We start from the raw sequence: 14,196 nt of genomic DNA, 5'->3' as shown, positions 1-14,196 counted from the left end.
CAGCTAAGTCCTTGGTTGCTGTAGAATTCAATGAAGAGTTGCGGTTGCGGGCCGGGTCTGCTGCTGGGGCAGATGCGGGGTCATGATCTGCTGCAAAAGCAGGCCGCAGTCAGATGCAAGCTGTGTCAGCTCCTGCGCCTTGCGCGGGGTGACGATCAGCGAAGCGAGGATACGGGCGTCATCGTCCAAGCCCTCGGCAGCCGAAGCCAGAAGGTTGGCGAAACAATTCTCATCTGCGCCGAGGCATTTGCAGGTCATTCCGTGGCGCACCAGCGGGCGGCGGCCGTGGGTGGCGCAGAAGTTGCAGAGGAAACCGAAGGCCTCGAAGGCGGCCTCGGCCATTTCAGGGCCGAAGTTCACCTCGAAGTCGCGGCGCATCTGCGCCCGGGTCTCGGAGCCGGAGAACCAGTGGCGCAGATAGATCACGGCGCCTGCTTCCAGCGGCGGCAGATCGGACAGGGTGCCGACGGTCACGCCGCCGCGGGGCGACTTGTGCGCGGTGCTCATCTGCGGCGCCTTACTTGGTCAGGATCAGCTTGCCAGCGCGGGTGATGCGCAGCGAATAGATCTGGCCATTGAGCAGAATACGGGCCTGCACGCCGCCGCGGGTCAGATCCTCGGCGTGGTAGGTGGGGAATACTTCGGTGGTTGCGGTGGTGGGCACCGGCTTGGAGGCTATCTGGTTCATGACTTCCGCCCATTGCTGAATTCCGCCCTGTCCAGGATCCATTCCAGACAAAAGCCGGACAGAGCGCCGGAGGGGGCAAAGACCTGCGGCCACAATTGGCGCATGTCCTCTGCTTCCGGGTCTTTGACGTGGGGGCCGCGCAGGCGGCTGTCTCCGTTCGGCATGGTGGCGATCTCGATTGAATAACGTCACTCGGGCTCGCCTGAACCAAGTCAGGCTGGCTGGACTGCTGCATTCCTGAATTATTCACTCAGGTATGTCAATCTGAGTTTTTTAGTAAGAATTAATTTTTATGGCCTGCCAAGGAGATGAGGCAAAAGAAAAGGCCGCCCGGTGGGGCGGCCTTGGGAAGTTTCTATGCTGCAGAGCTTAGCTGCGGGTGCCGGAGAAGCGCTCTTGCCACTCCTCGCGCTGCTCGTCGGTGATCTTGGCAAAGAGCACGTCCGGCACGGTAAAGCCGTGGCCTGCGGGCAGAGCGGAGAGCGCCGCTGCCACGTCCTCGGGCCAGCTGCGGTCGTCCGAATTCAGCGCCGCCATCAGTTTGTCGCTGGCCTGCGGGATGAAGGGTGCGGACAGTACCGCGTAAAGGCGGATCAGGTTCAGGCCCAGGCGCACCTGCGCGGCGGCGCGTTCGGGGTCTTCCTTGAACACCGACCAGGGCGCGGCGGACTGCAGGTATTCGTTGCCGGCCACCCAGATCGCCCGCAGCTCCTGCGCCGATTTGCGGACCTCCATCGCTTCCATATGGCCCTCATAGGCGCGGATGCGGGTGGTCAGCTCGGCGATCAACGCCTGCTCCTGTTCGCCGCATGCGCCGCCTGCCGGAACCTCTTCACCGAATTTGGAGCGGCAGAACTTGGTGATGCGGCTGACGAAATTGCCCAGCACGTCGGCCAGGTCCTTGTTCACCGACTGCTGGAAGTTCTCCCAGGTGAATTCAAAATCCGAGCTTTCCGGCGCGTGGCTCAGCAGCCACCAGCGCCAATAGTCCGCGGGCAGGATCTCCAGCGCCTGGTCCATGAAGACGCCGCGCCCCTGCGAAGTGGAGAACTGGCCGCCGTCATAGTTCAGGTAGTTGAAAGACTTCAGGTGGTCGACCATCTTCCACGGCTCGCCGGAGCCGAGGATGGTGGCCGGGAACGACAGGGTGTGGAACGGCACGTTGTCCTTGCCCATGAACTGGACGTATTTCACATCCTCGGCGCCCTTGTCGGTGCGCCACCAGCGCTGCCAGTCGGCGTCGGTCTTGCCGTTGGCATCGGCCCATTCGCGGGAGGCGGCGATGTATTCGATGGGGGCGTCAAACCAGACGTAGAAGACCTTGCCCTCCATCCCCGGCCAGTCCTCGCCGCCTTTCTTGACCGGCACGCCCCAGTCTAGATCGCGGGTGATGCCGCGGTCCTGCAGCCCGGCGCCGTCGTGAAGCCACTTCTTGGCAATCGAGGTGGTCAGCACCGGCCAGTCGTGTTTGCTGTCGATCCAGGCGTCCAGCTGGTCCTTCAGCTGCGACTGGCGCAGGTACAGGTGCTTGGTCTCGCGCACTTCCAGATCGGTGGAGCCGGACACAGCCGAGCGCGGGTTGATCAGGTCGGTCGGGTCCAGCTGCTTGGTGCATTCCTCGCATTGGTCGCCGCGGGCCTTTTCATAGCCGCAGTTGGGGCAGGTGCCCTCGATGTAACGGTCGGGCAGGAAACGGCCGTCGGCGTTGGAATAGACCTGCTTCTCGGTCACTTCGCGGATCAGGCCCGCCTCGGCCAGCTTGCCTGCGAAATGCTGGGTCAGCGCGTGGTTCTGCGGGCTGGAGGAGCGGCCGAAATGGTCGAACGACAGGGCAAAGCCCTTGGCGATCTCCGACTGGATGCCATGCATCTCGGCGCAGTATTCCGCCACCGGCTTGTCCGCCTTGGCGGCGGCCAGTTCGGCGGGCGTGCCGTGCTCGTCGGTGGCGCAGAGGAACATCACCTCATTGCCGCGTCCGCGCTGGAACCGGGCGTAAAGGTCGGCCGGCAGCTGCGAGCCGACCAGGTTGCCCAGATGCTTGATCCCGTTGATGTAGGGGATTGCCGAGGTTATCAGAATGCGTGCCATGCCATCCATCCAGGTAATGCGTCAAAGGCCCGTCTAACCTATGCGGCGGGCGGCGGGAACCCCGTGTGCCGAAATCGAGGGAAATAGGAGATGCGGCGTCAGTTCCCGCTTGATCCTGTATGAGGGCTGGCGCACTCATGGGTTGAGAGTTTCCAATTTAAACCCTTGAAACGTCACGAGAGCGTTACCACATGTTTTGTATACCAATGCATACAATTGAGGGGCAATTCATCGGTGTTTGACTTTCTGCTTGATGGTGCCTTTGCGCCGTTTTCCCTTGCTTTGGCGCTGCTGGGCGGTCTGGCAGTGCTGGAGCTGGCGGCGCTCTTGCTGGGCGGCAGCCTGATCGGCAGCGACGGCGATGCGGGGCTGGACGCGGCAGAGGGGGCTGACCTCGGCGAGTTTCCGGATGCTGGCGACCTGGGGGACCTGGGCGCCGATGCCGCTGCGGATGCATTGGGCGATCTGGGAGACATTGACCTCGCGGATATCGACGGGGCAGAGGCATTGGACAATGCCGGAGCGGCGGATGCCGCGGGCGGCCTGGCGTCCTGGCTTGGGCTGGGACGGATGCCGACGCTGATCTGGCTGGCCGCTTTGCTGATGGGTTTCGGCCTCAGCGGCATTGGCCTGCAGATGGTGCTGAAATCCTATCTGGGGTTTGCCGCACCTGCCTGGATGGCGGGGCTGCCGGCCGGGGCCTTTGGCCTGTGGTTTGCGCGCGGCTTTGGCGGGGTCTTTGCCCGTCTCTTGCCGCAGACCGAGACCGAGGCGCTGTCGGAGCGCAGCCTGGGCCGCCGACGCGGGGTGATCACCCAGGGCACCGCGGCGCAGGGCCGCCCGGCCGAGGTGCGCGTCACGGATGGCTACGGAAATGCCCACTACTTGCGCGCCGAACCCTTTGCCGCGGGCGAGGTGCTGGCCCAGGGCACCGAAGTGCTGGTGATGCGCGACCGCCGCAAGGATCGTTTCGTGCTGATCCCGCTGTCGGAGTGACACGCCGGACAACATGGTCCGGCACCTGAAACCAAAACTGAAAAATCCTATTATCCAAGGAGGTATTCCGCATGGAATTTCAATTCATGCTCATTGTGGTGGTGAGCGCTCTTGTCTTTCTTCTGATCTTCGGCCTGGTGCTGGGCCGTCTCTACCGCCGGGCGACCCGCGAAATCAGCCTGGTGAAAACCGGTGCGGGCGGCAAAAAGGTCATCATGGACGGGGGCACCATCATCGTGCCGCTGCTGCATGAGGTGAGCCCGGTCAACATGAAAACCCTGCGCCTGGAGGTGAAACGCGACGGCGACGCGGCACTGATCACCCAGGACCGGATGCGGGTGGATGTGGGGGTCGAGTTCTATGTCTCGGTGATGGCCACGGCAGAGGGTATTGCCCGTGCGGCCCAGACCCTGGGCGGGCGCACCTTTGATGTGGAGCAGCTGCGCGAGATGATCGAGGGCAAGCTGATCGACGGCCTGCGCGCAGTTGCGGCGCAGATGACCATGGACGGGCTGCACGAGAAACGGGCTGACTTTGTGCAAGAGGTGCAGAATGCGGTCTCCGAGGATTTGCTGAAGAACGGCTTGTCTTTGGAATCCGTTTCGCTGACCGCGCTGGACCAGACCCCGTTTGAGGCGCTGGACGAAAACAACGCCTTTAACGCCGTGGGGATGCGCAAGCTGGCAGAGGTGATTGCCACCTCCAAGAAGGAGCGCGCCCAGATTGACGCCGAGGCCGAGGTGGCCGTGCGCCGGGCCGCGATGGAGGCAGAGCGCCAGCGCCTGTCCATCGAGCAGGACGAGGAGCAGGCCAAGATCGAGCAGGCGCAGCAGATCGAAACCATGAAGGCGGCGCAGGAGGCCGAGGTGGCCCAGCGGCGCGAGGATTCGATGCGCGAAACCGAACGGGCGCGGATTGCCCGCGAGGAGGCCATCCGCTCGGCTGAGATCGCCCGCGAGGGGAAAATCCGCGACGCCGAGATTGCCAAGGAACGTTCGGTCCGCGAGGCAGAGATCGCCAAGGAGCGTGAGCTGGAAGTGGCCGAGCAGGAGCGTCAGATCATCATCCAGCAGAAATCCGAAGAAGAGAGCCGGGCGCGGGCCTCTGCTGATCTGGCACGGGCCGAGGCGACCAAGGCAACCGAGGCAGTGGCAACCGCCCGCGAGGTGGCCGAGGCCGAGCGTCAGAAGCAGATCACCCTGATCGAGGCCACCCGCGAGGCCGAACGCCAGGCCACCGGCATCCGTCTGGCCGCGCAGGCGGAGAAGGAAGCCGCGGCCGACCGCGCCGAAGCCCGCCGCGAGGAGGCCCAGGCCGAGGCCGATGCGCTCAACATCCGGGCCGAGGCCAAGAAGAACGACATGCTGGCCGAAGCGGAAGGCAAGCGCGCGATTGTCGATGCCGAAAATGCGCTGTCGGGTGAGCTGATCCGGATGAAGGTCGACCTGGCCCGGATCGAGGCGATGCCCGCGATCATCACCGAGATGGTGAAACCGGCGGAGAAGATCAACTCGATCAAGATCCACCAGGTGAGCGGCATCGGTGCCGGTGCGCCCTATACCGCAGCAGGCGCCGGCCATAGCGCCGAAAAGCCGGTGGTGAACCAGGCGCTCAACTCGATCATGGGCATGGCGGTGCAGATGCCCGCGCTCAAGAAACTGGGCGAGGAGCTGGGCCTGTCGATGGAAAACGGTGTCAGCGGTGTCGCCAGCCAGGCGCTGGGCGTGGAGCCGGAGGCGGCAGAGGTGCCGCTTCTGAATGGCGCGGCGGAACCGGAGGCGGAGGCGGATAAATCCGCGGCTGCCCAAAACTGAGCAGCAGTCTCTCTGAGTGATCAGGAAGGGCCGGAAATTCCGGCCCTTTTTGCATGTGTAAACAGACTCTTAAAGGGTCAGAACTGTTGCCTGAATGTTTCGCGCGCGAAACATTTGGTCAAGGGTGCTGACCTTTTTACCGCCTCTCGCGCGAGCGCTTCAGCAGGCGGCCGATGGTGAAGGAGGTGCGCGGCGCATAGACATAGCTGGTGCGCTCTTCCGGGGTGGCGCGGACTTTCATCCGGCTGAGGCCGAAGACGATCAGCAGCACATGGCCGCAGGCGACATAGGCGAAGAGGGCCGGCGGGCCGTAGGCCTCGATCAGGGCCGAAGAGACATAGGGCGATGCGATGGCGCCAAGCGCGTACCAGAACATCAGGGCGGCCGACAGCTCGACCCGTTCGGCAGAGGTGGCAAAGTCGTTGGCGTGGGCGGCGGAGACCGAGAAGATCGGGAAGGTGGTGAAACCGAAGAAGCCGGCCGCCAGCATCACGCCCAGGGTGCCGGTGCCGCTGGCGGCCATAGTGATGGCGCAGCTGAGGATGGCGACGCCCGAGAGCCAGATCAGCACCCAGCGGCGGTCGTATTTGTCGGCGAGCCAGCCCATCGGGTATTGCGCCAGCGCACCGCCGGCCACAAAGGCCGCAAGGAAGAAGGCGATCTGATCCACCGCCAGGCCAACCTCCTGGCCATAGACCGGGCCGACCATCCGGAAGGAGGCGGAGCTGAGTGCGGCGACGATCACGCCTGCCACCGCCAGCGGAGAGCAGCGCCAGGCCAGCTTGGGGCGCAGCCGCGGGGCATTGGGGGTTTCCGGCTGGCTGGCCTTGGTCAGCGTCAGCGGCAGCAGCGCCGCGCAGCACAGAACCGCCAGCAGATTGTAGGACACATAGACCGCAGGCGGCAGCACTGCGATGATCAGCTGCGCGGCCAGCGAAGACCCCATGTCGACAATGCGGTAGGTGCCCATGGCGCGGCCGCGGTTCTCATTGGTAACCTTGGCGTTGAGCCAGGCCTCGATCACCGTGTAGGCGCCGGCGATACAGACACCGGAGGCAATCCGCATCGCGGCCCAGGCATAGGGGTTTTCGGTCAGGGTATGGCCAAGCAGGCCCATGGCGCCAAGCGCGGTGCAGACCGCAAAGGCGCGGGAATGGCCGACATTGCCCATCAGCCGCGGCGCCCACCAGCAGCCGATGAAAAAGCCGACGAAATGGCCGGTGCCCAAGAGGCCGATCTGGGTGGTGGTGAAGTTCAGGACCGAGCCGGAAATGGCATCCAGCGGGCCGACGCCTCCGGAAGACAGCTGCAGCAGGATGACGGACAGGAACAGGGCGGCAAAGGAAATGATCAGGCGCATAACGGCCCGACCATGACAGGCTGGGGTGGCATTGCCAGCCGGTTTCCGCCAAAGGGTGTCGTATTCTTGCGCAGCGGTGTTTTTTGGCACCGCAAGCCAGGGCGGGCCGCCGGGTCAGCCTGCCTGGCGTATCCTGGCCCGGATCGCAAGCGTCACCTGATCGGCGACCAGATCCGGATATCCGGTGGCGCCATAGGCGGCGCGGCTGAGCCGGCCAGAGAGGTGCACGTCCAATTCGCGCAGGTCATCCGGCGCGGTGCCGGGGCGGCGGTAGAGAGCGGCCTGCAGGGTGAGCGGCTTGGTGGTACCGCGCAGGGTCAGATCGCCATGTATCTGCGCGCCGCCTGACAGCCGCCCCTCCGGCCCGAGGTGCACCCGGGTGGAGCGGAAGCGGATATCCGGGAAACGCGCGGTATCCAGAACGGCGGCGCTCTTCAGCGCTTCGGTGGCAAAGATCAGACCGGTGCGGGCACGGCTGGCATTCAGGGTGATATCGGCCTGGCTGCGGGTCAGGTTTTGCGGGTCGATGCGGATCCGGGCGGCCTTGACCGGCACCCGCCCGTTGTGCGGCTGGCCGCTGAGCAGGAAGGTGAAGCGCACATCGGTCGCCTCCGGCATCAGCCGGTAGGGCAGCGGCGCTGCTTGCAACGCCTGCGGTGCCAGCAGGGCGGAGGCCGTCCAGCCGAGCAGCGTCCTGCGGTGCATCTGCCTTGTGTTCATGCGCGTTTCCCATCCGGATTGCCAGCTGTTGCCTGAGCCTATCCGGATTTGCCGCTTCTGGGCCTCACTTTCCCGCGTGCAGGCGTGAGGCGCGGGATCGGGGGGCGCTCCCGCCAGGCGGCGGCTTTTGGCAAAGCCTCTGCCTGTTGGGCCCGGCACCGGGCGATGCCCGGTGCCGGGCCCAAAGCCGCTAAGGCGGTGCTGGTGCAGCCAGGGCCGCCTGCGGGTGCGGGAGCCCTCCAGCCGCCGCCGGGCGCGCGGTCTGCTGGCTGGCCGTACCGGGCGGCAGCGGCGCGGCCTGCAGCGGGCTGCCTGCACAGGCTTGGGTGATCTGCCAGCTGCGGGGCGGCAGGGTGCGGGCGCGCAGACGCTGCAATGTCCAGCAGCATTTGCTGCCCGCAGAAGCGTGGCCGGACAGGCTGCTGCCGGGCGGGCTGCTGCTGGAGGGGCAGGGCGCATGGGACAGGTGCCAGCGGCTTTCGATCCCCTGGGCGCCGCCGGCGCCGGGGGTGAGCAGCAGGCCCAGCGGCGCCGGGCCGAAACGCCCGCCGGCCTCTGCCGCCAGATGCAGCCGCCGTACCGGGGTCATCGCCGGGGGCACGGGCAGTTCGGCCACCACCAGCGGTGCTGTGCCGCTGCGCAAGGCTTCCTCCATGGTCCATAGCAGATCCTCTGTCCGGGCGGCCTGCACGAAAAGGAAACGGGCCGGGCTGGCAAAGGGCGCCATGCCTTCCGGGTTCAGCTGCTTGCCGGCCTGGGGCGGCGACAGCCACAGCACGGGCGCCGGGAGCGGGTCCGGCGCGGCGGTGCGGGCTGCCGCAGCCAGCCAGAGCGCAAAACTGTGGCGGGCGGGGCCGCAGGCTTCATGCGCCCGGCCATGCTCCAGCGCGACCCCCTCTGTCAGGGAAAGCGCCGGGCGGGGCCGGTGGCGGCGGCGGGTGAGCAGGTGAGTCGGCATGAAGAAAGCATAGCATGTTCATGCTTTGTTCTCAACCGGGCGGCGGGCGGGCATGGCCCGCTCCGGTCCAGGCGCAGGCTGACCTTCCGGTCAGTTCGCGGACAGAGCGCTGCCCAGTGCCTGAAAGAAATCCTCTCTGGCATGTTGCTCAATCCAGGGCTTGTGGCCGCAGCGCTGCAGCAGGCAGAGGCTGAAATCCGGCAAGATCTTTTGCAGCGGCCGGGCAACACCTGCGGCGGGGTGCGGGTCATGGCTGCCGTGAATGGCCAGCACCGGGCAGCGAAGGCGGGCGGCTTCGCGCAGGAGCGCGCCGGACCGGCGCAATGCGGCAGCTTCCGGCCAGACGTGTTCAAAAATGCTCCGGTCAAAGGAGATTTTGCAGGGCTGCCGCGGCGCGGGGCATAGGCCTCCGCTTTCTCCAGCAGCTGCAAGGCCCGCTCCAGGCCTGCCTCCGTATCCACCGCGCCGTCAGCGAACAGCGCCCGCAGTTCCTGCCATTCGCCCGGCCGCAACCGGGCCTTGCGGGCCGCTTCAATGCCGGCGGCATATTCCGCGGTGAAGGGCGGGCTTCCAATCAGCACCAGTTTTGAAACCAGGCCCGGGTGCCGGGCCGCAAACAGGCAGGCCAGCCAGGCGCCCCAGGAAAAGCCCGCCAGTGCCACGGGCCGGGGGCAGGCGGAGGCCATCTGGGCGTGCAACTCGCGCAGTTGCCCCGCGACGGAGCGCTCCGATTGCCAGGGTTCGAGCACGCTGCAGCCGCGGGCCGCCAGTTCCTGCGCGACGGGCGCCATCTCTCCCGCAGCACCGGGGCCGCCGTGCAGCAGAGCTGCAGCCGCGGGCGGGGGGCCATGCAGCCGGGGCGCAGGCGCGGCGCTGGTCATTCCGGGACCGCCTGCCGGTCAGCCCTCGCGGGGGACAACCGGGCCGCCCTGTTTGGCCCATTCGGTAAAGCCGCCTTCCAGATGCACCACCGGCTTCAGCCCCATCTCCATCGCCGCCCTGGCGCTCAGCGCCGAGCGCCAGGCGCTGGCGCAGTAGAATACATAAGTCTTGTCCTGGTTGAACACCGGTTTGTGATAGGGGCTGTCCGGGTCGATCCAGAATTCCAGCATGCCGCGCGGGCAGGAAAAGGCGCCGGGGATCATGCCGCTGCGCTGCAGCTCCCGGATGTCGCGCAGGTCGATGAAGACGTAGTTCTCGTCCAAAACCTTCTGCTTGGCCTCTTCAACGGCCATGGTTTCCACCAGGCTGTTTGCCTCGGTCAGAAGCGCCTTGACGCCCTTGGTGATGGTTTGCGGCATGAGGGGCTCCCGGACAGAATGCGCTGATGGGACCCACCTTGCGACGGTTCGCGGCGGCAGGCAATGCCTGGCCCCCCTGCACCTACGGGCATTTCCGGCTTTTACCCAGCGGAACAAGCCACGCGACGCTTTCGACATAGACCGGATCGGAGGAGGACTTGTGCTTCTGGCAGAGAGGGGCGATCCAGATGTCCTTGTCTGTCCGCTTGTCCACAGAGCGCAGCAGGCCAAAATAGCGGGTGCTCTTGCCGCACGGGCTGGCCACACAGCGGGTGCGGCTTGACTTGCTGTTGTTTAAATAGTGGTTTGACAAGGAGCCGCACTGGCAGCTGAGCTTGGCCGGCTTCTTGATGACTTTCATTACGAAGTTATTGTTCCGGTTCCGTTTGGGGTCTTCCTTGACGCAGTGCTTGCCTCTGCTTTCAGGGATAAGCTCAACCCGCGCATCTATGTAGAACGGGTTTTTGTGTCCGGGGTTGTTATGCCGCTCGCATAGCGGGATGATCCATGATTTCCCGAGTTTGCGGCGCTTGTCCATGTCGATGAATTTGACATGGGCGCCGTGTGCAGGTTTGGATTTGCATCCAAGATACACGCATTTGAGGCGTTTCGTTCTGGCGTTGTTCTGCCAATGGGCAAGCCAGCTGTTGCAGCAGCTGCACTTCCGGCTGCCGGAGCCTTTCTCGTTTTCAACCGGATGGCGGTCCTCCATATAGGATTGTTCGCCGTCAATTCCGAATTTTCCGGTTTTCGAATAGGCGGGCATCGGACTCAGCCTCCGTGGGTTTGCAGCTGGGGTTCCCTTTGCTGGCGGCTGGGGAATTGCAGCTGTCAGGTGTGCAGCTTCTAGAGAATTAGCCCTTAGCGTTGTGCTTTCCACTGCAGGCGGCGCAAGCGGCTTGAACTTCCTGGATGGACCCTTAGGGTCGCAGGCTAATCCCGAACAGGAGCGCGCAAGATGAAAATGAACCCGTTGGGACGCACCGGCATGAGAGTGTCGGAACTGTGCCTGGGCACGATGACCTTTGGCACCCAGACACCAGAGGACGAGGCCCATGCACAGATTGATATGGCGCTGGCGAACGGTGTGAACTTTGTCGACACCGCCGAGATGTACCCGGTGAACCCGGTCAGCGCAGAAACCCTGGGCAACAGCGAGCGCATCATCGGCACCTGGAACGCAAAGACCGGCCGGCGGGGGGAGTATATCCTGGCCACCAAGCACTCGGGCGAGGGCATGCGGCATGTGCGGGACGGGGCGCCGATTTCCTCCAAGACCATCGCGCCCACGATCGAGGCGTCGCTGAAGCGGCTGAAGACGGATTATATCGACCTCTACCAGTTCCACTGGCCTAACCGCGGCAGCTACATGTTCCGGCAGAACTGGACCTATGATCCCTCCCGCCAGAACCGCGAAGAGACCCTGGCCAATATGGAGGATTGCCTGGAGGCGCTGCAGCGCGAGGTGGAGCGCGGCACCATCCGTGCTTTTGGCCTGTCGAACGAGAGCGCCTGGGGCACTGCGCAGTGGCTGCGGCTGGCGGAGGAGCGCGGCTGGCCGCGGGTGGCGTCGATCCAGAACGAATACTCTCTGGTCTGCCGGATGTATGACACCGATCTGGCGGAGCTGAGCGTCAATGAAGATGTGGGCCTGATGGCATTTTCGCCGCTGGGCACCGGACTTTTGACCGGCAAGTACCAGGGCGGGGCGGTGCCGGAAGGCTCGCGCAAGGCGATCAATCCGGAGCTGGGCGGGCGCCATAGCCCCCGGGTCTATGATGCCGTGGCGGCTTATTTGGAGATTGCCAAGCGGCATGGGCTGGACCCGGTGCATATGGCCTTGGCCTGGTGCCGGACGCGGCCGTTCATGGCTTCGGCGATCTTTGGCGCCACCCGCCTGGCGCAGCTGGAGCATCTGCTGCAATCGGTGGATCTGGAGCTGAACCAGGCAGTTCTGGACGAGATCAATGCCGGCCACCGGGCGCATCCGATGCCCTACTAAGGAGCGGCGGGGCTCCCGCCCGTCCTGCGGGCATTGACATGCCCCGGGCCGGTTGGGCCGGGCGCTGCTGGCGCAGCGCCGAAGGTTCTGCTGAGAGGCGCTTCAGGGGCAGGTTTGCCCTGAAGCGCTTTTGCAAGTGTATTCTTGCTTGCGCGTCAAGGGTGAACGGTGCTGCGCACCGCCGCTTTGCGGCCCTTGACCCGCGGGGCCGGGCTGGCGGTCAATGCGCGGTCGGGCGGGTGTGTTCCTGGCGCAGGTCGCGGGCCGAGGTTCCATGTGCGGTGCGGAAGGCACGGGCGAAGCTCGATTGCGAGGTGAAGCCGGTGGCTATCGCCACATCCATCAGCGGCATCGCGGTGTCGGTCACCAGGCGGCGGGCCTCGGCCAGGCGCAGCTGCAGGTAGTGGTCCTGCGGCGTGGTGTTGAGCTTGAGCCGGAACTGCTGCTGCAGGCTGCGGGGGCTGGTGCCCAGGGTCTCGGCGATCTGCGCCAGCGGCAGCGGCTCATCCAGAGAGGACTCCATCAGCGCATTGGCCTTGGCGGTCAGCGCACTGTGCCTGTGGCCGCCCAGGCGGCTTTGCGGACGCGGCAGCGCGGCGGGTCCGTCGAACAGGAACAGCCCGGCGACCCGGGAGGCAAAGCCCGCGCCATGGCGGGCGCTGATGATGTGCAGCATCATTTCGACCGCCGGCGTTGCGCCGCCGGATGTCAGGCGGGCGTCCGACACGGTGAAGCGGTCATTGCGGGCGTCCACCTCTGGAAAGCGGGCGGAGAAGTTTTCCAGGTCTTCCCAGTGGGTGGTGGCGGGGTGCCCGTCCAGCAGCCCGGCCTCGGCCATCAGCCAGGGGCCGCCGTCGATGCCTGCAATCGTGGCACCGCTGGCGGCAATGCGGCGCAGGCCTGCCAGCAGGCTGGGGGTGGCATGGCGGGCCAACTGGAAACCGGCCACGATGATCAGCAGCTCGCAGCCTTCCAGCCGCGCCAGCGGGAAGCTGGGCACGGTGAGGCCGCTGGTCAGCATCGGCGGCTCATGCGTGGCGCTGACGTAATCCCAGTCAAAGGCGGCGCGGCCCGCCAGCCGGTTGGCGGCGCGCATCGGGTCCACCGCGGCGGCAAAGGACAGCGTGTTGCATTCATCCAGAACCAGCACCGCTGTTTTCAGCGGCCGGTTCTCGGGCTGCAGGATGTTTTTTGCGGATTTCATCAACTTCAATTCGCCTGGTGTAAACTGTGCCGTAAAAGGCTGCGGCAGAGTCGCTGTCAGCGCAAATCGGAATCTGGGGAGGAGCCTGGGGATAACCCGTGGCAAAACCCTGTACATCGAAGGGAAAAGCGAAATGCCTCTGGAAATGAACCGTGAAGTCTTCATCACCTGTGCCGTGACGGGCTCTGGCGGCACTCAGGACCGCAGCCCGCATGTGCCGCGCTCGCCCAAGGAAATTGCCGACAGCGCCATCGCCGCGGCCAAGGCCGGCGCTGCTGTTGTGCACTGCCATGTGCGTGACCCGGAGACCGGGGTGCCGTCGCGCCGTCTGGATCTGTACCGCGAAGTGACTGACCGGATCCGCGATGCGGAGGTGGACGTGGTGCTGAACCTGACCGCGGGCATGGGCGGCGATATTGTCTTTGGCGGGGTCGAAAACCCGCTGCCGCCTGTCGAAGGAACCGACATGATCGGCGCCACCGAGCGGGTTGCCCATATCGCCGAGTGCCTGCCGGAAATCTGCACGCTGGACTGCGGCACCATGAACTTCGCCGAGGCCGACTATGTGATGACCAACACCCCCGGCGCGCTGCGGGCGATGGGGCAGATGATGACGGATCTGGGTGTGAAGCCGGAGATCGAGGCCTTTGACACTGGCCATCTGTGGTTTGCTAAGCAGCTGGTGAAAGAGGGAATTCTGGAACCGAACGCGCTGGTGCAGCTGTGCATGGGGGTGCCGTGGGGCGCGCCGGATGATCTCAACACCTTCATGGCGATGGTCAACAATGTGCCGGATGACTGGACCTTCTCGGCCTTCTCGCTGGGGCGCAACCAGATGGCTTATGCCGCGGCTGCGGTGCTGGCGGGCGGCAACGTGCGGGTTGGGCTGGAGGACAACCTGTGGCTGGGCAAGGGCCAGCTGGCTGAGAACTGGCAGCTGGTTGAGCGCGCCAACACCATCGTGTCGAACATGGGCGTGCGGGTGATCGGCCCCGCCGAAGTGCGCGAGAAGCTGGGGCTGACCAAACGCGCGCCGGCGGCGAAGTAAGCGTTCGGAACAGGGGG

Annotated in this window: 14 protein-coding genes; 4 read left to right on the top strand and 10 right to left on the bottom strand. The window is 65.2% G+C overall.

The annotated features are described in order from the left end of the window. Positions 1-27: 27 nt before the first annotated feature. The 3 genes from ACXAEK_RS19955 to metG form a co-directional block, all read right to left on the bottom strand. The gene (locus ACXAEK_RS19955) at positions 28-507 is read right to left on the bottom strand and encodes a hypothetical protein (protein WP_475044588.1); all 480 of its coding nucleotides are present in this window, start codon (positions 505-507) and stop codon (positions 28-30) included. 10 nt (positions 508-517) lie between these two features. Further along, on the bottom strand, positions 518-688 hold the full coding sequence (gene hemP, locus ACXAEK_RS19950) for a hemin uptake protein HemP (RefSeq protein WP_008554566.1): 171 nt from the start codon (positions 686-688) through the stop codon (positions 518-520). 369 nt (positions 689-1,057) lie between these two features. Beyond that, positions 1,058-2,776: a methionine--tRNA ligase gene (gene metG, locus ACXAEK_RS19945; RefSeq protein WP_475044585.1), complete on the bottom strand. Its 1,719-nt coding sequence runs from the start codon at positions 2,774-2,776 to the stop codon at positions 1,058-1,060. Between the two features lie 234 nt (positions 2,777-3,010). On the opposite strand from metG, the gene ACXAEK_RS19940 reads away from it, so the two are divergent. Together ACXAEK_RS19940 and ACXAEK_RS19935 are read left to right on the top strand one after the other, a co-directional pair. After that, positions 3,011-3,772 (top strand): OB-fold-containig protein, encoded by a 762-nt coding sequence (locus tag ACXAEK_RS19940; RefSeq protein ID WP_475044583.1) that lies wholly within the window; start codon positions 3,011-3,013, stop codon positions 3,770-3,772. 71 nt (positions 3,773-3,843) lie between these two features. Next, the gene (locus tag ACXAEK_RS19935; protein WP_475044581.1) at positions 3,844-5,586 is read left to right on the top strand and encodes a flotillin family protein; all 1,743 of its coding nucleotides are present in this window, start codon (positions 3,844-3,846) and stop codon (positions 5,584-5,586) included. Positions 5,587-5,722: 136 nt separating this feature from the next. Here ACXAEK_RS19935 and ACXAEK_RS19930 read toward each other — a convergent pair whose 3' ends face one another. From ACXAEK_RS19930 to ACXAEK_RS19905, 6 genes are all read right to left on the bottom strand, one after another. Continuing rightward, positions 5,723-6,946, bottom strand: coding sequence for an MFS transporter (locus ACXAEK_RS19930; protein ID WP_475044579.1), 1,224 nt, complete (start codon positions 6,944-6,946; stop codon positions 5,723-5,725). A gap of 114 nt (positions 6,947-7,060) precedes the next feature. Beyond that, positions 7,061-7,666, bottom strand: coding sequence for a YceI family protein (locus ACXAEK_RS19925; protein ID WP_475044577.1), 606 nt, complete (start codon positions 7,664-7,666; stop codon positions 7,061-7,063). A 190-nt stretch (positions 7,667-7,856) separates the two neighbouring features. Continuing rightward, positions 7,857-8,624, bottom strand: a complete 768-nt coding sequence (locus tag ACXAEK_RS19920) for a hypothetical protein (RefSeq protein ID WP_475044575.1) — start codon at positions 8,622-8,624, stop codon at positions 7,857-7,859. Next, entirely contained in the window at positions 8,567-9,505 is a 939-nt protein-coding gene (locus ACXAEK_RS19915) for an alpha/beta fold hydrolase (protein WP_475044574.1), read from the bottom strand. Before ACXAEK_RS19915 ends, ACXAEK_RS19920 begins: the two co-directional genes overlap by 58 nt. Before the next feature lie 18 nt (positions 9,506-9,523). Beyond that, positions 9,524-9,925, bottom strand: a complete 402-nt coding sequence (locus ACXAEK_RS19910; protein ID WP_475044572.1) for a rhodanese-like domain-containing protein — start codon at positions 9,923-9,925, stop codon at positions 9,524-9,526. An 82-nt stretch (positions 9,926-10,007) separates the two neighbouring features. Further along, entirely contained in the window at positions 10,008-10,637 is a 630-nt protein-coding gene (locus ACXAEK_RS19905; RefSeq protein WP_475044571.1) for a hypothetical protein, read from the bottom strand. A gap of 246 nt (positions 10,638-10,883) precedes the next feature. Here ACXAEK_RS19905 and ACXAEK_RS19900 point away from each other — a divergent pair, with 246 nt between their 5' ends. Continuing rightward, positions 10,884-11,927: an aldo/keto reductase gene (locus ACXAEK_RS19900; RefSeq protein WP_475044569.1), complete on the top strand. Its 1,044-nt coding sequence runs from the start codon at positions 10,884-10,886 to the stop codon at positions 11,925-11,927. A gap of 220 nt (positions 11,928-12,147) precedes the next feature. On the opposite strand, the gene ACXAEK_RS19895 is transcribed toward ACXAEK_RS19900, so the two are convergent. Further along, positions 12,148-13,131 carry a GlxA family transcriptional regulator gene (locus tag ACXAEK_RS19895; protein ID WP_475044567.1) on the bottom strand — a complete coding sequence of 328 codons (984 nt, stop codon included), beginning with the start codon at positions 13,129-13,131 and terminating at the stop codon, positions 12,148-12,150. Between the two features lie 133 nt (positions 13,132-13,264). Here ACXAEK_RS19895 and bcoG point away from each other — a divergent pair, with 133 nt between their 5' ends. Further along, entirely contained in the window at positions 13,265-14,179 is a 915-nt protein-coding gene (gene bcoG / locus ACXAEK_RS19890; RefSeq protein WP_475044566.1) for a 3-dehydrocarnitine:acetyl-CoA trimethylamine transferase BcoG, read from the top strand. Positions 14,180-14,196: the final 17 nt, after the last annotated feature.

The organism is Leisingera sp. ABM4_101 (assembly GCF_056158725.1).
This window is presented reverse-complemented; position numbering and strand designations above follow the sequence as displayed.